Source organism: Paenibacillus sp. BIHB 4019 (assembly GCF_002741035.1).
In the GTDB taxonomy this organism is placed as follows: domain Bacteria; phylum Bacillota; class Bacilli; order Paenibacillales; family Paenibacillaceae; genus Pristimantibacillus.
The window spans coordinates 4,395,730-4,416,079 of sequence record NZ_CP016808.1; the positions used below are offsets into that span (position 1 = coordinate 4,395,730).

General features: G+C 47.9%; 20 protein-coding genes and 1 tRNA gene. 11 read left to right on the plus strand and 10 right to left on the minus strand.

Annotated elements, in window-relative coordinates; genetic code table 11:
- Positions 1-93: 93 nt before the first annotated feature.
- Entirely contained in the window at positions 94-765 is a 672-nt protein-coding gene (locus tag BBD42_RS19070) for a TetR/AcrR family transcriptional regulator (RefSeq protein WP_099519446.1), read from the plus strand.
- Between the two features lie 557 nt (positions 766-1,322).
- On the opposite strand, the gene BBD42_RS19075 is transcribed toward BBD42_RS19070, so the two are convergent.
- A tRNA-Ala gene (locus BBD42_RS19075) sits at positions 1,323-1,395 on the minus strand.
- Positions 1,396-1,562: 167 nt separating this feature from the next.
- Here BBD42_RS19075 and BBD42_RS19080 point away from each other — a divergent pair.
- The 7 genes from BBD42_RS19080 to BBD42_RS19110 all read left to right on the plus strand — a co-directional run bounded on the left by BBD42_RS19080 (position 1,563) and on the right by BBD42_RS19110 (position 7,528).
- Positions 1,563-2,747 (plus strand): NAD(P)/FAD-dependent oxidoreductase, encoded by a 1,185-nt coding sequence (locus BBD42_RS19080; protein WP_099519447.1) that lies wholly within the window; start codon positions 1,563-1,565, stop codon positions 2,745-2,747.
- A gap of 68 nt (positions 2,748-2,815) precedes the next feature.
- Positions 2,816-4,813 carry an AraC family transcriptional regulator gene (locus BBD42_RS19085; protein WP_099519448.1) on the plus strand — a complete coding sequence of 666 codons (1,998 nt, stop codon included), beginning with the start codon at positions 2,816-2,818 and terminating at the stop codon, positions 4,811-4,813.
- A 177-nt stretch (positions 4,814-4,990) separates the two neighbouring features.
- Positions 4,991-5,416, plus strand: coding sequence for a DMT family transporter (locus BBD42_RS19090; RefSeq protein WP_099519449.1), 426 nt, complete (start codon positions 4,991-4,993; stop codon positions 5,414-5,416).
- A 38-nt stretch (positions 5,417-5,454) separates the two neighbouring features.
- The gene (locus BBD42_RS19095) at positions 5,455-6,183 is read left to right on the plus strand and encodes a Crp/Fnr family transcriptional regulator (RefSeq protein WP_099521690.1); all 729 of its coding nucleotides are present in this window, start codon (positions 5,455-5,457) and stop codon (positions 6,181-6,183) included.
- Positions 6,180-6,647 (plus strand): DMT family transporter, encoded by a 468-nt coding sequence (locus BBD42_RS19100; RefSeq protein WP_099519450.1) that lies wholly within the window; start codon positions 6,180-6,182, stop codon positions 6,645-6,647. Before BBD42_RS19095 ends, BBD42_RS19100 begins: the two co-directional genes overlap by 4 nt.
- Positions 6,648-6,822: 175 nt before the next feature.
- Positions 6,823-7,305: a DUF2975 domain-containing protein gene (locus BBD42_RS19105; RefSeq protein WP_099519451.1), complete on the plus strand. Its 483-nt coding sequence runs from the start codon at positions 6,823-6,825 to the stop codon at positions 7,303-7,305.
- 10 nt (positions 7,306-7,315) lie between these two features.
- Complete coding sequence (locus BBD42_RS19110; RefSeq protein ID WP_099519452.1) at positions 7,316-7,528, plus strand: helix-turn-helix domain-containing protein; 213 nt, start codon at positions 7,316-7,318, stop codon at positions 7,526-7,528.
- A 95-nt stretch (positions 7,529-7,623) separates the two neighbouring features.
- Here the strand turns inward: BBD42_RS19110 and BBD42_RS19115 are convergent, their stop codons facing one another.
- The 6 genes from BBD42_RS19115 to BBD42_RS19140 all read right to left on the minus strand — a co-directional run bounded on the left by BBD42_RS19115 (position 7,624) and on the right by BBD42_RS19140 (position 13,981).
- Positions 7,624-8,373 (minus strand): EcsC family protein, encoded by a 750-nt coding sequence (locus BBD42_RS19115; RefSeq protein ID WP_099519453.1) that lies wholly within the window; start codon positions 8,371-8,373, stop codon positions 7,624-7,626.
- A 222-nt stretch (positions 8,374-8,595) separates the two neighbouring features.
- The gene (locus tag BBD42_RS19120; protein WP_099519454.1) at positions 8,596-9,642 is read right to left on the minus strand and encodes an aliphatic sulfonate ABC transporter substrate-binding protein; all 1,047 of its coding nucleotides are present in this window, start codon (positions 9,640-9,642) and stop codon (positions 8,596-8,598) included.
- A gap of 62 nt (positions 9,643-9,704) precedes the next feature.
- Positions 9,705-11,051 carry an LLM class flavin-dependent oxidoreductase gene (locus tag BBD42_RS19125; protein WP_237163151.1) on the minus strand — a complete coding sequence of 449 codons (1,347 nt, stop codon included), beginning with the start codon at positions 11,049-11,051 and terminating at the stop codon, positions 9,705-9,707.
- 59 nt (positions 11,052-11,110) lie between these two features.
- The gene (locus BBD42_RS19130) at positions 11,111-12,331 is read right to left on the minus strand and encodes an aminotransferase-like domain-containing protein (protein WP_099519455.1); all 1,221 of its coding nucleotides are present in this window, start codon (positions 12,329-12,331) and stop codon (positions 11,111-11,113) included.
- 46 nt (positions 12,332-12,377) lie between these two features.
- A complete protein-coding gene (locus tag BBD42_RS19135; protein ID WP_099519456.1) occupies positions 12,378-13,172 on the minus strand; it encodes an ABC transporter permease in 795 nt (264 codons plus the stop codon).
- A 35-nt stretch (positions 13,173-13,207) separates the two neighbouring features.
- A complete protein-coding gene (locus BBD42_RS19140) occupies positions 13,208-13,981 on the minus strand; it encodes an ABC transporter ATP-binding protein (protein WP_099519457.1) in 774 nt (257 codons plus the stop codon).
- Positions 13,982-14,107: 126 nt separating this feature from the next.
- Here BBD42_RS19140 and BBD42_RS19145 point away from each other — a divergent pair, with 126 nt between their 5' ends.
- Entirely contained in the window at positions 14,108-15,004 is an 897-nt protein-coding gene (locus BBD42_RS19145; protein ID WP_099519458.1) for a LysR family transcriptional regulator, read from the plus strand.
- Positions 15,005-15,193: 189 nt separating this feature from the next.
- Positions 15,194-16,405 carry an MFS transporter gene (locus BBD42_RS19150; protein ID WP_237163152.1) on the plus strand — a complete coding sequence of 404 codons (1,212 nt, stop codon included), beginning with the start codon at positions 15,194-15,196 and terminating at the stop codon, positions 16,403-16,405.
- A 6-nt stretch (positions 16,406-16,411) separates the two neighbouring features.
- Here BBD42_RS19150 and BBD42_RS19155 read toward each other — a convergent pair whose 3' ends face one another.
- The 3 genes from BBD42_RS19155 to BBD42_RS19165 form a co-directional block, all read right to left on the minus strand.
- The gene (locus BBD42_RS19155) at positions 16,412-16,873 is read right to left on the minus strand and encodes an Lrp/AsnC family transcriptional regulator (protein WP_099519459.1); all 462 of its coding nucleotides are present in this window, start codon (positions 16,871-16,873) and stop codon (positions 16,412-16,414) included.
- A 131-nt stretch (positions 16,874-17,004) separates the two neighbouring features.
- Positions 17,005-17,880, minus strand: a complete 876-nt coding sequence (locus BBD42_RS19160; RefSeq protein ID WP_099519460.1) for a LysR family transcriptional regulator — start codon at positions 17,878-17,880, stop codon at positions 17,005-17,007.
- Positions 17,881-18,134: 254 nt separating this feature from the next.
- Positions 18,135-18,782, minus strand: coding sequence for a GntR family transcriptional regulator (locus BBD42_RS19165; protein WP_099519461.1), 648 nt, complete (start codon positions 18,780-18,782; stop codon positions 18,135-18,137).
- Positions 18,783-19,118: 336 nt separating this feature from the next.
- Here BBD42_RS19165 and BBD42_RS19170 point away from each other — a divergent pair, with 336 nt between their 5' ends.
- Positions 19,119-20,342: a cystathionine gamma-synthase family protein gene (locus BBD42_RS19170; RefSeq protein WP_099519462.1), complete on the plus strand. Its 1,224-nt coding sequence runs from the start codon at positions 19,119-19,121 to the stop codon at positions 20,340-20,342.
- The last annotated feature ends 8 nt before the right edge of the window (positions 20,343-20,350 follow it).

Genomic DNA, 20,350 nt, shown 5'->3' on the forward strand with positions numbered 1-20,350 from the left:
AAAGTCTTAAAAAGTTTAAATAGTACAAAACGTTCATATTTTTGCTCGATTGAGTTATAATTTTAGGTATGAAGAAATAGGAGGCTTTACCCCATGGATATGAAACCCCAGGCATTGGAGAAGAGAAATAAAACGATCCAAAAGCTAATTATAAAGATAATACCCGTGATTCAAAAAAACGGATTTGCTACGCTGAAAATGGATGATGCAGCTAAATATATGGATATTAGCAAGGCGACCATGTACAAATATTTTGCTTCTAAGGATGAAATCATTGAAGCGGTGGTAGCCCGTTACGCAGAATATATTTCGGAAATGGTACAAGACCTGTCTTTGAACGATAACACGTCCTATATCAAATCCTTTGATAAAGTGTTTAAGCAGTCTTTGCTCATGGCGGTTTATTTGTCCGATATTTTCTTGCAGGAGCTGGACAATCTGTATCCACATTTATATGAAAAGCTTTCAAGTGAGGTTGAGCTTCGCAATGAACAGGTGAGGGCGTTTTTTGACAGAGGGATGAAGAACGATATATTCCAGCATTTGAATCCGGTCATCCTCCTCATTCAAATGGACACGATGCTTAGGAAAATGATTGATCACAAGCTGCTAATGCTTCATCATTTGTCGCTGAAGCAGGCATTATCCGATTATTACGAAGTGATGAGACACCAAATCATAAAATCGGAATTCATTAATTTAGAAAATAGTTCGGAGATGGATTTGTTTTTGAACCAGATGGTTCAAAAATTGTCGAGGCAATAGGGAAGAGGGCTCCGTCCGCGCGGACTGAACCCCGGGGTTCGCCCCCTGGCTCTCCATAAAATAAAGAACGTCACTACGCTATGTGGTGACGTTCTTTATTATGGAGCCTAGGGGATTTGCTTCGATTACTCGCAAATCCATCATGGGATGTCCGAATCTTTGATTAAAGGGCTGACGAAGGGGAATCGGAGAAGACTTTTAGAGGTAGATTCAGACGCCGTGCTCCTCCGCATTCGCTCCGTCCGCGCGGACTGAACCCCGGGGTTCGCCCCCTGGCTCTCCATAAAATAAAGAACGTCACCACGCTATGTGGTGACGTTCTTTATTATGGAGCCTAGGGGATTTGCTTCGATTACTCGCAAATCCATCATGGGATGTCCGAATCTTTGATTAAAGGGCTGACGAAGGGGAATCGGAGAAGACTTTTAGAGGTAGATTCAGACGCCGTGCTCCTCCGCATTCGCTCCGTCCGCGCGGACTGAACCCCGGGGTTCGCCCCCTGGCTCTCCATAAAATAAAGAACGTCACCACGCTATGTGGTGACGTTCTTTATTTTATGGAGCCTAGGGGGATCGAACCCCTGACCTCATCGCTGCCAGCGATGCGCTCTCCCAGCTGAGCTAAGGCCCCGAGTGACACTTTTATTATTATACATAGAACAGTCACTCCGCGCAAGATGGTTGGAAATAAAAATATAGCAAAAAAGCCCAGCCCTACAAAAACGAATCTGTCACAAAACACACCCCCTTGTCGTTATACATGCAAATAAGCAAACGAACTTAAAGGGAGTGGTTGTAATGGAAACGTTGACCTGTATCGTCATTGGAGCGGGATATGCGGGCATTCATGCGATGAAGGAATTACGCAAAAATTTAATTAACAGTAAAAGAAGCCAGTCTATCCGATTCGTATTAATTGACAAAAATAACTATCACTTGCGTAAGGTCATCCTATTTAAGCCAGCGGTAACAGATGAAAATATTTGCATGCCACTTGACCAAATGTTTCCAGAAGAAGTTGAGCTTGTTGAGGCAACGGTTACTGACATTAAGAAGGCAGAGAAACAGCTGCTGCTGCGGAATGCAAATGGGGAGCAGCAGCAGCTAAGCTACGATGTGCTTGTAGTCGCAATTGGCAGTATCATCCGCCAGCTCGACGAGGAAAAAGGCGGGTTTCCGCTTGCTACGCTGGAGCATGCGGTGAACATTCGGACAGCATGGCGTGCTAATTTGCAGCAGGCCGCAATTGAAGCCAATCCGGCTGAACGAGAGCGCCTTATGACGATTGCTGTAGCGGGAGCGGGCATAAGCGGCATTGAAACAGCCGCCGAATTAGCCCATTATGTGCGGGCAGATGCGAAGCAGCTGGGATTAAATCCGGATCAAGTGCACATTCGCTTGTTTAATGCACACGAAAGACTATTTTTGAATGGACCAGGCAAAGTGGCCTCGAAACTGGAGCAGCTGCTAACGAATAACGGAGTAGCAGTCGTTCATGGAAGCCGGGTGTTGTCAGCGGCAGGAGGGCGCTTGCTTTTGGCCGGTGGAGAAGAGCTGCCCGTTGGCTTATGCATTTGGACATTAGGCCTTATGCCAAACCCTGTTTTAAGAAAGCTGGGCTTGCCGACGACAGAGGACGGATTTGTAAACATTGATGCAAGCTATCGGGTTAAGGCTGCCAGCGGCATATACAGCATAGGGGATTGTGCGAAAGTAATCGATCCGGATACGGGCCGCTCAGATGGCATGACATGCAAGGAGGCTATTCCGCAAGCGGCTAGGCTTGGCAAAGTGGTAGCAGCTGATCTTGAAGGAAGAGCTGCTCCTCGGCATACCGGCTATATGGATAGCTTCAGCATCGGACTAGGGCCGGAAAAAGGATTAACATGGGTGCACAAATGGGGAATGGATATCATGATTACTGGGAAAATGGCCTATCGAATTAAACAATTTACATGGAATATAGCAAGCTTCATTAAGTAGGCTTGTGCCGGGGACATGGTATAATAAATTTATAACCAAACGGTGCAAATGATTTGGAAGAGGGTCTCATGATGAACTGGAACGAATACGCTTTACTATGGAATCAAGCGGCTGCAAAAGTTATAGATATACGATTTCGGGTAATGGAGGAGGAGGAGGGGGCTAGTCTTTCCTACTTGCTTCCTTCCAGTGTTTTTTTGTTTGCTTCAAGGGGCAGTGCTGACGTGCGTCTGGATGGGGAACCAAGCAGGCTCCACCCGTTTCATGTGCTGCACGGCGGCAAAGGAGCGAACCTGGAGATTATGCCTGCTGCAGAAGAATTCGCATTTTATCTCGTTTTCTATAAAGCGATTTTTCCATTTACAGTGGGCAATGCTCTTCACCGTTTAGCAGATGAACGAAAGCCATTTCACTCTCCTTTCCAAGCAGTTCCCCATGAACCGCTGTCATTGTACGACAAATTAAATCAAATGAACCGTCTATGGCACAATGGTCAGGCCTTGGATCAGCTTAAAGTAAAATCGTTGTTTTATGATTGTGTTCATGAGCTATTGCGGCAGCTGTCCGTCAATGGATCGCTGGAAAGCAGCCCGGATCTCGTCCAACAAACGATTCGCTATTTGCATGAGCATTACCAGGAAGCGATAACGATGGAGAGTCTGGCTCAATTGCTCGATTGCAGCATTAGTTATATATCCCGAATCTTTAAGGCGAAGGTGGGGACAAGCCCCCATGATTATTTAATTCAGGTGCGTGTGGAGCAGGCGAAAAAAAGGCTCAGCTCATCAGAATTGAGCTTGCAGAGCATTGCCCAGTCTGTAGGCTATGACGATGTGTATTATTTCAGCCGTCTCTTTAAAAAACATATGGGCGTATCCCCCCTGAAATTCAAGAAGAGGATCATGAAAGAGAAAGAGGTTCAATTTAATCCATTAACAGGTTCAAGATTTTCTATTGTTCAAGGAAATCGATTCCTCTATAGTGATAATGAAAATCATTACTACCAAAGAGGAGAGGTACATTCAGCTATGTCAAGAAATACGAAACCATCTTTTGCCGCAGTCATGCTGTTATGCTTGACCTTATTAATCAGTGCTTGCCAGACGGGGGGGAATCAGCTGAACCATGCCAATAACAGTGCCGCACAAACGCAGTCTCCTGCTGCAAGCCCTGCCATATCTGCGAATGGATCAAATGCAACAGAGGACGGACAGCAAGCCGCTGAAACGAGAATGTTCAAGCATTTGCATGGGGAGACAGAAATTCCGTCACATCCTAAGCGCATTGTTACAGCTTTTCATTTAGGCCAAATGATGGCGCTGGGTGTCAAACCGCTTGGGACATCTACATACATTTTGCAAAATCCGGTTTTAGACACAAAGGATATTGAGGATGTAGGCGTACCGCTTGATTTGGAGAAAATTTTGGATTTGGAGCCGGACTTAATTATTCTGATCGATGCGTACGTAGAGATGAGCGGCGGATATGATGCTTTTGCCAAAATCGCGCCTACGATCGTCATTGAGCCTTATTATGACCCTGTAAAGGATATTACGCTAATGGGTGATATTTTGGGGAAAGTAGACGAAGCACAGCAATGGATCAAGGATTTCGAGGAGAAGGTTGCTGTTTCAAAACAAAAAGTAAGTGAAGTCATTGCGCCGGATGAAACGTTCACCATTATGAGCGTATTCGATAAAGCTACCCGAATTTATAAAGACCAAAATATGGGAGGGAACATCCTTTATAAGTATTTAGGATTGAAACCTCAGGAAAGAATAGTTAGCGATTTTATCAATAACGAAGCACAGACTGCGCCATATATGGAAATTTCGGCTGAGGTCATCCCTGAATTTGTAGGCGACCATCTTGTAGTATCAACATATGCCGACAACAAGGAAGCGTTTGAAAGCTTCAAAGGCACGGCCATATGGGATAAGCTGGAGGCTGTGAAAAATAATAAGGTGTACATGCTCGATTACGATTTGTTTTTGCAAAGTGATCCGGTAGCCGTAAAGAAACAGCTTGAGCTGCTGACGGAAATGCTTGTGAATAACAACAAGTGAAGACGCATGAGCAGTAAGCTTCGCCCGTTCCTCCTTGAGGACGGGCCTTTTATTTTTCTGATTTTGATAACATTTGTGCATAAAGCTGCTCTTTTTCTTGCCTAGGACATATGTCCTTTCCAATATGCGGTGTTCTGCCGTTTAATTAAGGAAACGAAGAGGACGGGGAGAGCACTCATGAAAGGGATTTTGTTTGCAATATTAGGAGGGGCATGTATTACGCTGCAGGGAATAGCCAATACCCGAATAAGCGGAAGCATCGGAACGTGGCAGGCCGCAACACTTACCCAATTTACTGGCTTTATCGTGGCGTTCATTATATTGATGAGCGTAGGTGCCGGAAAATGGCGTGAATTTCAGCAGGTGAAGCCTATCTATTTGGCAGGCGGCTCTTTTGCAGCTATTATTATTTTTAGCAATGTAACAGCTATTCAACAGATCGGTGTCACGCTCATGGTAGCGATGCTGCTGATTGCCCAGCTTGGCATGACGGTTATAATAGAGACGAATGGCTTTTTTGGCATGAAGAAGCAAAAAATAAACGGGGCGCAATTGATCGGCATTGGCATGATGATTTGTGGTGTGTTTTTATTAAAGGGCTGATGCCGAAGGCGAACTTAAGCCATGAAAGAAGTGGAGAAATGATTGAAATCAAAGACCGAGAGCTGCTAGATCATTATTTGCAGCTGCACCAGCTGGAGTCTGTGTTTAATGAGCCGCTGCTTCCTTATTTGAGCTTGTACAGCTTTAAACAGGAGGAGCTTATATGCGGCCAGGGGGAAATGCCTCAGCATATGTACGTGCTCGTGAAGGGGAAAATTAAAGTCTATACGAACTCGCCGGAGGGAAAGACGCTCATTATTTCCTTTAAGACGCCCCTTGAGGTCATTGGCGATGTGGAATATATTCGCGGCACGGAGTTTCTCAATACAGTGGAGGCGGTATCTCCCGTCATAATGATTGGGGTTCAGCATCGCTGGCTGGATAAGCATGGAAGGGATTATGCGCCGCTGCTGCGATTTTTATTGGAGAAAATTACGCGGAAGTTTTATTTTAAATCCAATTCCATGAGCTTGAATGTGATGCAGCCTGTGGATGTACGTCTGGCGAGCTATTTGCTGTCGGTTTCCTACGACGAATCCGATGAGCAATTCAAAGGGGAGCTCAGTACGGACAATTTGAAGGATGTCGCTAACTTGATTGGCACAAGCTATCGGCACCTGAACCGGGTCATTCGGCAGTTTTGCGAGGAAGGCCTCGTCGAGCGGACGAAGCAATGGATTGTTATTAAAAATAAGGACGCGTTAAGCAAACGGGCCAATCATCATAATTACACATTAACGGATCAGAAGGGAGAGCAGGGCCAATGATGACAGGCATATTGTTTTCGCTAATGGCGGGCGCGCTCGTCAGCATACAGGCGATTTTTAACAGCAAGGTAAATGAACGGGCAGGAACGTGGGCGACCACAACGCTCGTATTGGGACTCGGGTTTCTAGCTTCAATGACCATTGGCTTTATTTTGGAAGGGAAGCAGCTATTTGCCTGGCAGGAAATGCAGCCTTGGTTTTGGTTCAGCGGTTTAATTGGGGTTGGGGTAGTCATGAGCTTGGTGCAAGCGATGAAGCGGCTTAGCCCGACGATTGCGATTTCCATTGTCATGACGTCTGAGGTTTTATTTGCCCTATTATGGGATTCGCTTGGCTGGATGGGGCTGGAACAGGTTCCGTTTACAATCAACAAGCTGCTGGGCGTGATGGTCATAATCGGCGGGATATTTGTATTGAAATTTGGCGGCAGTCGGGAGCAGCAGAAAGTGTCTGAGGCGGCTTAGCCTTCTGCAATAGGATTGAAAGAGCGTTTCTCTGCATAGGGGAATGCTCTTTTTCGTTTGAAATGGATTTCTAAACAACAACAATAATATATTAAATAAAATGAAATTTTTATTGTAAAACGATAAATACCGTGTTAAAGTCGAATTAAATTTAATCCTAAGCGAGGGGCTTCTTATGCAACGAGGAACAACACTTTTTTTAAAGGCAGCAGTTATTTTTATGGGCATTCCAGTTTTTGCTATATGCGTATTTCTGGTACCGAAAATTGCGAATTTTATAGCAGAGTCATATCCAGCTCATGCTTATTTGAAATATCTCTTTTTCATCGATGTATATGCAGCGGCGATCCCTTTTTACTTTGCACTGTATCAAGCTTTAAAACTTTTAAGCTATATTGACCACAATAAAGCTTTCTCGGAATTATCTGTGCGTGTTTTAAAGAACATAAAATTTTGTGCAATCCTAATCAGCTGCCTGTATGTGGCAGGCATGCCATTCTTCTATCTGATCACGCGGAAAGTCGATCCCCCAGGCATCATGGTAATCGGGCTGGTCATCATTTTTGCCTCATTAGTGATTGCTGTGTTTGCTGCAGTTCTCCAGAGGCTTTTGCAAGAGGCTATTGATATAAAATCAGAAAATGATTTGACGGTCTGAGGTGAATGAAATGGCGATAATCATTAATATTGATGTAATGCTGGCGAAGAGGAAAATGAGCGTAACAGAGCTTTCGGAGAGGGTTGGAATAACGCTGGCTAACCTTTCTATACTGAAAAATGGAAAGGCAAAAGCGATTCGGATATCGACTTTAGAGGCTATTTGCAAAGCTTTAGAATGTCAGCCTGGCGATATTTTAGAATATAAAAGCGATGAAAACTAAAAGGCTGGAGGAATAATCGACTTTATTGAACTTAGGAGAACGAATCAAGGAGCAGCATTGCAGCCGGCAAAATGGCTTGGCTGCGATGCTGACAATCAATAAACCTGTTTTATTTGGCCCTCGCTCAATCTGCGCAACCGATAGGCGTTCATGGCGGCTTCGCCTAGCTCCTCGAGAATGGTATAATTCGCCCAAGCGCCTGCCACCGCTCCAATCCCCGGCACCATCTGCAGCATTTTCCGAAAGTCGATGGAGTCGCGGTATTCTTTCTGGAACGTCTCCCAGTCCATGTTTTTGGAGTAATCGCTATCCGTGAAGCACTGCTCCTTTTCCATATCCCAACACTTAATCGAGACCAGCAGCTTGGCGCGCTGTTCGGGACCGGAGAACGCCATTTGGAACACCTTGAGAATGAAAACGCGCTCGGAAAAATCCTTCGTGTCATACCCGTAGTTATGAGCCAATTCAAACAAAAATTTCATCTTAATTGCGATTAACGCAGGGAAGTCCACGATGTTAAGCACAATGCCGCCCGCCCCGGTGCCTGCGCCTTCGGCAGTCGCGATTTTTTGGTATAAGGAAAACAAGCGTTGCGCTTCTTGATCGGCATGTTCTAGAGAAAAAGTCCGCTGCACCGGTCGCTGAGGCGTATATTCCGCACCGAACAGCGCTGTCCGCACGATGGACTTTATGGTGGCCGTCATGACGTTGTGCACCTTGGGTGGAATCAAGTCGTTGATTCGCTTGCCAATCGTCTTCGATGTTCGCTCCAGCCAGCCAGGCGGCTTAAATAACTGGCGCTCCCAAGCGGCAATATCGTTGTGCACTTTCTGTTCGTAATTCATTCTCAATCGCTCCTCCAACATATGTGGCTATATTGTATCGGATAACGCCGCGATTTGGAACAGACTGCGGCAGGTGGCGGCGCCCGACCAAAGTCGTGGATGCACGGATGCATTAGTTCGCCAATGGGAAACGATAGTTGAAAAATGGCAAGAAAAGCAAAACGACCTCAAGTCCAGTGGTAAACAGGACAGAGGTCGTTTCGTTTTTTATTAAATGGATAATTATTTTCCCAAAGCTTTGTTTATAAAGCTGTTGTCTACGACCTTGGAGACGTCAAGTTTTTCCTTGATTTCGCCTAGCTCCAGCAAAATATCGGCAGTCACTTGCTGGCTTTCCGTTGCTTTGTCCGATACCGGATTGTTCAAATCGACGTTGTTTTTCAAAGAGATGCGCACCGTTTCTTCGTCCAGCTTTTTAATCGTTGCAAGCAGCGAAATGGCTTCGTCAAAATGCTCCTTTTCCCATTGCAGCGCTTTTTCATAGGCTGTCAAATAGGCGATAACGAGGTCAGGATGCTCCTCTGTAAATTTGGTGCGGGCGATATTATAGCCTGGGGTATATGCATCGATGATTTTAGAGTCGGCAATAATTGTAGCGCCGTTCGTATTGACTTGATTCGTCCGATGCGGCTCCCATACGCCCCATGCGTCAACTTGGCCAGACTGGAATGCGCCCTGAGCTTCATCGGGCAGCAAATTAATCAGCTCGATATCCGAAGTCGTCATGCCTTCCTTCGCCAGTGCCCGCAGAAGCAGACCCCACGAGCTGCTGCCTTTAGCGACGGCAACTTTTTTGCCTTTCAAATCTTTAACCGATTTGACGGGGCTGTCCTTCTGGACGAGAATGCCATCGCCAGCGCCGTCGCTGCCTTCGCTCAAAAGCTTGAAATCGACGTTGGCAGCTTGTCCAGTAATCGCACCTACATAGCCGATGCGGGCAAAATCAAGGCGATTGGAGGCGATAGCTTCCAAAAATTGCGAGGAGCTTTGCAGCGTTTGATAGCTCACGGTTGCTCCATATTTTGCAAACTCCTCTTCGAAAAAGCCTTTTTCCTTGGCGATCAGAATCGGGCCAATTTGGCTGGCTTCAACATTAACCTGTACACCGTCTGCGCTTTTGCTTGCTTCTGGTGAGGCGGAGCTTCCCTCAGCCGAGCTTGGCGAGCTGTTTGGTGAAGCATTATTTGCTGTTCCGCAGCCTGCAATAATGGCAATGGCGAGCAGGATAGCGGCTAGAGGCAAAAGCTTGATGTTCTTCTTCGGTTGCATGAAATTTCCTCCTAAAGTGTGTTCGATTGGTGAAAAGCATCTATGATGTTCTGGCTGTCCAGTCAAAAATAAGAGGGCTCGCGGAATCGGTTGCCCGGCTGCTTCAGGCCAAGATGGCCGCGCAGCGTATAACCTTCGTAATTTTGGCGGAAAAGTCCCCGTTCCTGCAGCAGCGGAATAACCTGCTCTACGAATGGTTCAAGTCCGCCCGGCAAATGCGGCGGCATGACGTTAAAGCCATCACAAGCGCCGCTTAGAAACCAGTCCTCCAGTTGATCGGCGATTTGTTCGGCAGTGCCGCATACGGTTAAATGTCCACGGGCCACGGAAAAATGCAGCCCAAGCTCGCGGATCGAAAGCTGTTCCTTTTGCGACATTTCCACGACCATACGTGCCCGGCTTGAATTGTTCTCAAGGGCGATCTGCGGCAGCGGACCGTCAACCGGATAACTGCTCAAATCAATATTTAGCAGCCGAGATAAGTAGCGGGTGCTCGCTTCTGGCACGATCAGCTCGTTAAAAGCAGCTTCCTGCGCCTTCGCTTCTTCCTCCGTATCCCCAATGAAGAACATGACGCCCGGCATAACCTTCAAGTCATCCGCTGTTCGGCCAAACTCGGCGAGCTGCCCTTTTAAAGCATCATAAAAATGAATCGCTTCTTCCTTGTCCGAGCAGGCAGTAAATACGACATCAGCGGTTTGCGCTGCAAGCCGTTGACCGGCCTTCGACGTGCCAGCCTCAACGATGACGGGGCGTCCTTGCGGCGTTCGCGGAATATTAAGCGGGCCTTTCACTTGAAACGCAGCGCCGCTGTGATTAATGGAATGAATGCGTGATGGATCTGCAAAAATGCCATTTTCTTTATTCAGAAGCAGCGCTTCTTCTTCCCAGCTGTCCCATAACGCATGGACGACATCGATAAATTCATGCGCCCGATCATAACGGTTGCCATGCTCAGGCAGATCTTCGCCTTGAAAATTATGCGCTTCTGTATTTTTGGTTGAGGTGACGACATTCCAAGCCGTTCGCCCGCCTGACAAATGATCGAGCGTTGCAAATCGGCGGGCCAAGTTATAAGGCTCATTAAAAGTAGTCGATACGGTAGCCGCAAGGCCAATTCGCTCCGTAACGGCAGTTAATGCTGCAAGCACAATCATCGCATCGGGATAAACAGCGCTGACATCATGCTTTACATCGGCTTTATCCGGTAAAGACAGCGCATCGGCGAAAAACAGCATATCCATTTTTCCACGTTCCGCCATTTGGGCAGCTTCTTTATAAAAGTTCAGTTCAATGGGGGAATTTGCTCCTGTACCGTTATGGCGCCAAGCGGCAAAATGATGGCCGAAGCTGAATAAAAAGGCGCCCAAGCTCATTTGCTTATTGTTGCGTTTATCGTTACGCTTCAAAGCGTTCACTTCCTTCATGTATGGCTGAATTCATTTAAAAAGGGACCTGCTAGGTTGAGCTAAGCTAGACCGTTTTTGTTGTTTTTAATATAGGTGTAATAGGCTTTGGCAAACAGCTCTACACCCCGTACGATATCCTCTTCGTTGCAATAGCTGAAGGAAAGCCGGGCATGTCTGTGGCCTTCGGGCCTCACGAAAAATTGCTTGCCGTCGATGAAGCTGACACCACTTGCATTCGCATCCGCTACGAATTTGCTCGTATCAATATGTTCAGGGAAGGTGAGCCAAATAAAGAAGCCGCCCTTCGGCACATTGTAACTAACATCATCGCCCAAATAATGCGCGAGCGCTGCGACCATAGCATCCCGGTTGTTGCGGTACAGGCTTATGCTCCGCTCCAAATGCTCCTCGAAAGGAAAGCTTTGCAGCAGCTGAGCCACAATTTCCTGCGAAAAAACGCTCGCCTTGCTGCCTTGAAAGAAGACGTTGATGCGGGCAATAACATCCGGGGCAGCGATCGCCCAGCCTAGCCGAATGCCTGGCGCGACGATTTTGGAGAAGGTGCTCAGGTGGATAACCCGCAGCGGAGCGAACGAATAGAGCGATGGAAGCGGGTCGCCTTCGAAGGAAAGCTCGGTATAAGCGTCATCCTCCAAGATGAAAAAGTTATATTGATAAGCCAGCGCAGCAAGCTGCTTGCGCCGTTCCAGCGAAAGCGTGACACCGCCTGGATTATGAAAGTTCGGCATGACATAAATAAATTTTGGAATCGGGCGGCCATTCTTTGCCGCTTGCTCCAGTGCTTGTTCGACTTCATCGACAAGCAGGCCATCCGCATCAATGGGGAAGGAGGTTAGGACAGCTTCTGCTGTACGGAAGGTGCTGACAGCTCCGAAATAAGTCGGGGCCTCCAGCCACACATGGTCGCCGGGGTTTAGCAAAGCCCGGGCAACATAGTCGATTGCTTGCTGCGAGCCATACGTCAGCAGCACATGAGAGGCATCGACATGAATAGAGCGGCGGGCCGAGCGGTTCGCCACCCACTGAAGCAGCGAGGATGGACCGCCAGCTCCAGCGTATTGAAGGGCATTTCGGCCTTGTGAAAGGATAGCCTCGACGGCTGCTTCCTTTAATGCCTCATAAGGGAAAGTATCGGAATGCGGCGCTCCGAAAGAAAGCGGAATGCTGTTTGCCTGGCTTGCTGCTTGAGCCGCTCCAAGCGGCGGGAGTGCTGGAAGGCGCTGAGCGAATGAAAAATCTTCTGGAATAATAGCCGTCATGGCAGGTCACCTCTTATTTTTTAGGAGTAAAATGATTGCTTGGAAATTAGCCTTTAAAGCTGTCCTGCCATTTCAGCAGGCGCTTCTCAAGCAGGCGTACAAATGAATCGGTCAGCTTGCCGACCGCAGCGAAGGTGAAGATGCCGACGAAGACGACGCCGGTGCGCATGAAGGAGCGGGCATCCTGGATCAAATAGCCGATGCCGCGATCCGCGCCCATCAGCTCGGCAACGACGAGGCACAGCCAAGCCATGCTGAGCGAAAGCCGCAGACCAAGCAGCACATTAGGCAAAGCGGCTGGAAGCACCAGCTTTGTAATTTGCTTGGCTCTTGTGAATTCAAGTGCCCGCGCTACATCGAACAGCTTCGAATCGACGTTGCGAACTCCGAGAAACGTATTGACGTATAACGGGAAGAAGGCGCCCACGGCAATCAGCAGTATTTTGGAAAGCTCGCCGAAGCCGAACCATAAAATAAATAGCGGCGTAATCGCCAGCAGCGGAACCGTTCGCAGCATTTGAATCGAAGGATCAAGCACATCCTCGGTGCGTTTGGACAAACCGACTAATAGGCCGATTAGCAAGCCGAGCGTACCCCCAATTAAAAAGCCCATCGCAGCACGGTATATGCTGATTCGCAAATGCTTGATAAATTCCCCCGAAATCAGCAGCTCGTAGAAATCCTTCATAATAGAGAGCGGCGATGGGAATAATTGAGCAGAAATCAGCTCCGCATAGGATAAATACTGCCAGATGATAAGGACGAGCAGCGGCAGTACAGCTCCTATAAGGAAGCGGCTCGCTGCGCTTCTTTTGTGACTTTTTTTCGTTAGCTTAGTCATTGCATTTCAATCCTTCCTGAGCTTGTCCATATGCTTTAAATTTCCCAGCCTGCCAGCACAGGGGCCGTATCATTGAGCGCAGACAGCACCTTGGTACGGAATTGTTGAAAGCTTATTCCTGTACGGTCTCTCGGATACGGAAGATCGATCGTAATGGTGCTTTTAATCGTTCCGGGCCGGGCGCCCATTACATAGATGCGGTTCGACAGGAATACAGCTTCGTCGATATCATGGGTGACGAGCAGCATCGTGGTGCCATTTTTCTCCCATATATCGAGCAAGGCTTCCTGCATATGTGTTTTCGTGAAAGCATCCAGCGCACCGAATGGCTCGTCCAGCAGCAGCACCTCAGGATTGCGCAGCAAAGCTCTAGCAATGGCGACCCGCTGTGACATGCCCCCGGACAACTCGCGCGGGTATGACTTCTCGAATCCTTGCAGCTTTACCAAGGCGATGATGTCATCGACCTGTTTTCTAACTTCAGGAGCACGCAGCGACAGATCAGCCGCAATATTTTGTTCGACCGTAAGCCAAGGAAACAAGCGGTGCTCTTGAAAAATAACGCCTTTTTCCTTGCTGGGCCGAGTGACCTCTTTCCCGCTTAGCATGACGCTTCCTGCATATTGCCCATCGAGTCCGGCGACGATTTTGAGAAGCGTGCTTTTGCCGCAGCCGCTGGGACCGATGAAGCTCACAAACTGTCCAGGCTTGACGCTAAAATCAATTTCGGATAAGACGTTCAGCGTTTCGGCTCCGCGGTTGAATGACTTATGCAAGGAACGTATCGTCAATTCACCTTTTTGCGTCAAAATATCACCTAACCTTATTGAATTAGTGGGGTATTAACTGCTATTATTAACTCATATAAATACTTCTGATGTAAAATATGAATTTTTTATCTTATCATAAATTTCATTTATGTAATGGGGGCCAATATGCGAATTGAGCAGCTGCAATACGTTGTGGAAGTAGCGTTAACCGGATCTATATCGATTGCAGCAGAGCGGCTGCACGTATCACAGCCGAATATAAGCCATGCGATTTCTACCTTGGAAAAGGAGGTCGGCCTTACTTTATTTCATCGCACACGTTCAGGAACGACGCCGACGGAGGCTGGCAAATCGATTATTGCTAAAGCGCAAAGCATTTTGCTGCAGCTCGATGATTTAAAGGAAACCGCGAAGGTCCACTCGACGCTGCTTGACGAGCAGCTGTCTATAGGCGCCATTTCCGGCATTTGCACAAGCGTACTTCCTCGTACTTTATCCAGCTATGCCAGTAAATATCCTTATGTGGAAATGGAGGTCGTCGAGGATCATTCCGGAGGAATTGAGGAGCGGCTGCTGGAGGGAAAGCTTGATCTTGGATTAATGGGCATTACGGGCGAATATTCCCATAAGCAGCTGACGGCAGAGCGTTTTCTGTCCTGTGAAATTATGGCTTGTGTAGGTGCCAAGTCGCCGCTTGCTTCGCGGAAAAGCCTTTCCTTAAAGGAGATTTTGGAATATCCGATTTTGGGCGCCTCCGGCCATATGCAGGAGCTGTTGAAGCCGCACGGCACGCCACGGCAATTGTTTCATTCGAAAGGCACAGAAGCGGCAAAATGTGTGGCGGCGGAAGGGATGGCGATTTGCTTCTACATGGATATGTCGCTGAAAATGGACCCTTATGTGGCCACAGGCCAAATCATTCCGATCCCTATTAAGGAAAAGCCTGTCGTGCATTTATATTGGGTGCATCAGAAAAAAAAGCTGACCGCAGCAAGCGAGGCCTTTATGAAGGAGCTTTTTTTGCAGCTGGACCAATTTAATCGCATGCAGCGATTTTATTAAGAGCTGAATGAGGATGCGCTTTTAAATTAACGGTAGAGAAGGGCAATTAAATGCAATTCCATTGAAAAACAACAAGTATGCCTTGTTCATTGCATGTAAATCAAGCTCTTAATTATGTAAACTTGAATCAGCAAAACGATGGATGGCTTTGCTGACGAGTGAACCTATTATTAAGGGAGTGTTTTTACATTGAACAAGCATCAACTTACTTCTTCCCGCCGAGCGGCAGCGAGTACCCCGGCTACTGATCGTTTGCCATGGGCCGCATTATTAGCGCTCGCTATGGCAGGATTTATTTGTATTCTGACCGAGACGATTCCCGCAGGCTTGCTGCCGCAAATCGCCCGGGGACTCCAGATTTCAGAGTCGCTTGCCGGCCAACTGGTCACCGCGTACGCGCTCGGCACTTTATTGACAGCCATTCCTTTGACCGCGGCTACGAACAATTGGCGTAGACGGCCTCTGCTTCTGCTATGTATGTTTGGCTTTTTGCTGTTCAACAGCGTAACGGCATTTTCCTCCAGTTTTGGGCTGACCTTGATTGCCCGCTTTATGGCGGGTGTAAGCTCCGGCATATTATGGGGCATGTCCGCTGGCTATGCTCGCCGTATGGTGCCTGATGCGCTGAAGGGCCGCGCCATGGCGGTAGCGATGCTTGGGTCGCCAATTGCGCTTGCACTGGGAGTTCCGGCAGGTACTTTTCTTGGTGTATTTGCGGGCTGGCGGTTTGTTTTTGGAATCATGTCGCTGCTTGCTATGCTGCTCATCTTGTGGATGATGTGGAAGATGCCGGACTTTGCAGGGCAACCTTCTGCCAAGAGACGTTCCCTCTACAACGTAATGACAATTCCGGGAGTAAGGCCCGTTTTAGCCGTCGTTCTCGCTTGGATGCTTGCACATAACATTCTTTATACGTATATAGCGCCCTATTTGGCTATGGTCGGGCTTGTGGAGCGCGTTGATGTCGTTTTACTTGTTTTTGGAGTAGCATCGGTTGCGGGCATCATACTCATTGGCCTGTTGATTGACCGCATGCTGCGGGCTATGGTTTTAATAAGCCTCGCGGGTTTCGCCGTCGCCTCTATTCTGCTGGGCATAGGCAGCAGCGAGCCAATGATCGTTTATATAGCCATTGCATTGTGGGGGGTGACATTTGGCGGGGCAGCGACGCTGCTGCAGACAGCAGCGGCCGAAGCCGCTGGCGATCATGCAGATGTGGCGCAATCCATGCTGGTGACGGCCTGGAATTTGGCGATTGGCGGGGGTGGATTAATCGGTGCGCTTTTGCTTGAAACGCTGGGTGTTATTTCTTTCCCATGGACACTTTCCTTGCTGGTAATCATCGCTCTGCTCATCGCCTTCGTTGCCAAGGAGCATGGTTTTCGCTCGAATAGAGGCTGAGTAGCATCAGCCTAAATCCGTGAGGTATTGTGCTTCCGCAAGAGCAGGGATCAGAAGCTTATGATCAATGGGGGACGACATGACGATCAAAATCGTATACGTCCCATATTTATCGCATTGATTGCCAAACTCTTCAAGGGACCGGGTAGAGTCGGTCAACACTTTCAATAAGTAATTGTGCTGGCCGCTGATGCGGTGGCACTCCATGACATCGGGAGAGCTATGGACAAAATCGAGAAAGGCATGGCAATCCCGCGTCTGAAACAGCATATAGGCGACGGAGGACTTGCCGATTTTTTCTGGGGAAATGATCGTGCGGTATTCCTCGATAACGCCTTTTTCCTCCAGCCGTCTGACTCTTTCCGTTACAGCCGGTTGGGACAATCCCACACTTTTGCCAAGGTCCGTCATGGAAATTCTCGCTTGATTTTGCAAATGGAATAAAATTTGTTTGTCCACATGATCCACGAAAGATTCCTCCTTTAATATTAAAGTTTTTATAAGTAGAAACAATGAATTTATAAGCTATAACAATTTTTGCTTCATAATTATAGGTGAATAAGCCGTTTGTATGACTATCATAAACCTATAAGCTTACTTTAAGCAAGTGACAGCTCCTCTTTGATATATTGCATCAATTGATGCTTGGAGGTGGCCGCATAGCTCTCATTGCGCAGCTGCAGCAAGCCGATGGGAATGGAGGCATCCTTGAGCTTTACATCGAGGGCAACAAGATTTGGCGCCAGCTCTGTCGAAGCAAGAACAACGCCTATGGCGGCTGTCTGCTGGATAAAGGCTGGAATTGCGGAAATTTGGCTGACCGTATGCAGGAGGGGGGCTTCGTCATAGCGTGAAAACTGCTTGGATAATCGCAAATAATAAAGGCATGTACTTCCCCCAATTAGCAAAGGATAAGCAAGCAGCTCAGCAAAATCTATGCCGTCCCTGTTCGCTAGGGGATGGCCATTCGCTGCAACAAAGGCGATTTTTTCCTCGAACAAGGGCTCAAAGCGAAAGGAGGTCGAATCAGCAGGCTCCCCGCAAATGGCAAAGTCGAGTCCGCCTTGCAGCACTCCACGCGACAGCGTGTCGGTGTTGCCTATAACAAAATGGCAGGAAACACGAGGCTTTTGCGCCTGGAAGCGCCGGAGCGAAGCAGGCAGTACCTGCTTTGCGAGCGATTCTAACGCGCCTACGCTGACCTTCCCGATTTCTTCTTGCTGCAAAGCCTTCGCCTGCTCCGCTACATAATGCCAATGCCCAATAAGCTTGTCTACCTCGGCGGCGAACAGCTGCCCGGAGGCCGTAAGCTCGGCATCCCAGCCCCGTTTGAACAGCTGAATGCCAAGCTCCTTCTCCAGCCGCTGGACCTGATTAGTGACGGTAGACTGGGCATAATGCAGCTTGAGGGCGGCTTTAGAAAAGTTTCCTTCTTGAACAATCGTTTGAAACGTCGTTAATTCCTTCAAATCCATGCTGCACAGCTCCTTGTATAAATAGCGAATAATCTTATTTGTTAAAACTGAATGAGATTATGATCTCATTCAATTATACAAATAAATGGGAGAGGCGTTCAATAGGGATCGCCAATTGATGACCAGCATGATGAATCCATCTTCCTCGGGAATCGCCAGCGCAAAGGGCTGAAACGGTACTGCGCCCCGCAGCCCGGAGAAAAACGAAAAAACCAGTACACGTGACAAGCGTCTCGTTTACTGGTTTTTGCCGTTTAAATCATATCGAGGTAATCAATTTTCCAATGCACAGTTTTAATAAACTCGTCCAGCTTTGCAGAATCTCTTTGTTTGAAAAGCTGAATAATCTGCTTATGCTCCTCATTCATTTGCGATAATACCGCAAACAGCCGCTGCTTGTCCTCGCTTAAATAAATTTGCCGGATAAAGCTGTTTTGCAGCGATTTCAATATGTCAATTAAGGTGCTGTTGTTGCATTTCAGCAAGTAAACATTATGAAAATCGTTCTGCCAATGCTGGTAATCGGTATAATTTTGCTGCTGGATCGCCAAGTCGATTTTTTCAACCAGCCGCTCCATCGTCGCGACATCGTCTTCGTCTAAATTCGAAACGGATAAAGTAGCGGCAAGCGCATCCAGCACCCCGACGACCTGAAAAACATCCAGCTTCTTTTTTGTATCCAGCTCTTTAACGATGAAGCCTCGGCGGGGCAAGTTTTCCAGCAAATTTTCCGAGGCCAGCTGAATCAATGCTTCCCGGACAGGGGTACGGCTGACCCCCAGCGTTTGGCAAATGGAGGCTTCGTTCAATTTCTGATTAGGCAGCAAAGAGCCGTTTTGAATTTTTTCTGCTATATAATTGTACACATGATCTTTTAAGGACTGGTACTTTTTGATGGTCATTGTAGCGCTCCTTTAGGACGAATGAAAAATGCTGGTTTCCAGTATCTGCAGGGAAATCTATGATTCATAGTACCATTGTCATAGGGTTTGATCAAGCGGCGAGGTCCTTTTTGAAAGCGCTTTATAATTTTGTTGATTTTCAAAAGGAAGCATGATATGATCAGAAACATAAACAAGGATATTGTATATTGTATACAAAATACAAATTGATCAGGGGGCATTCATGCCGCTGTCAAAAGCAGCAAGTGCGCCATATATTGTATACAATATACAATTTATAAAGGTGCAAGTGAAGTTTTCCTCGAATCTATGAACAATAGCAAAGGGTGAGAAGCAATGCGTGAACACATCGATAACAATGCGCGAATAGGCACAAAAGCGGTTTGGGGCGGGGAGAAGGATTTCAGAGTTTTTGGAGCCACTCAGGTTCCCGTCGTTCTCAGCGTAGCTTACGACTATAGCGACGTTGACGAATGGCAGGAAGTGGCGCTGGGGAACAAACCGGGATATACCTACAACCGGATGTCGAACCCGACCGTCCGGGCGATGGAAGAAAAGGTGCGGCTACTGGAAGAGGCGGAAGAGGCTATCGCTTTTTCGTCCGGCATGGCGGCGATCAGCAGCGCGCTTTATACGTTTTTGCGGCCTGGCGACCGCGTCGTCTCCGTCAAGGACACCTACGGCGGAACGAACAAAATTTTTACGGAATTTTTGCCGCAAATTCATGTAGAAACGGTGCTGTGCAATACTGGTGATCATGAGGAGATCGAGCGCGAGATTGCCAAGGGCTGCAACGTGCTTTACCTGGAGTCGCCGACGAATCCGACGCTGAAAATTACCGATATCGAACGTTTGGCCAAAGCGGCGAAAGCCGTCGGCGCGCTGGTGATGGTCGATAATACGTTCGCAACGCCGATCAATCAAAATCCGCTGAAGCTCGGCGTCGATCTCGTCATTCACAGTGCGACCAAATTTTTAAGCGGTCATGCCGATGTGCTTGGAGGCGTCGTGTGCGGGTCCGCAGCTTTGATGGAGAAGGTGTACCACTACCGGGAAATTCACGGGGCGAACCTCGATCCGTGGGCGGCTTATCTGATTTTGCGGGGGATGAAAACGCTTAAGCTCCGCGTCCGCCAACAGGCGCAAAGCGCCATGGAAATTGCCCGCTTTTTGCAAAAACATCCGCTTGTCGAGTCTGTCAACTATCCTGGTCTGGAAACACATCCGCATCATGATATTGCAAAAAAGCAGATGAACGGCTTTGGCGGCATTTTGAGCGTTGTGCTCAAAGGGGAAATGGAAACGATCAAGCTGCTGCTGCCGCGGCTCCAGTATGCGAACCGGGCAGGAAACCTTGGCGCCGTCGAAACGATTTACGGACCGGCGAGAACGACCAGCCATGTGGAATGCACGCTGGAGGAGCGCCGGGCACTGGGCATTTCCGAAGGCCTGCTGCGCATCTCTGTCGGCATCGAGGATACGGAGGATTTGATCGCCGACTTGTCGCAAGCGCTAGCCTATGTAGAATCGCAGATGCCTTTAAGCATCCATAACCTATAAGGAGTGAT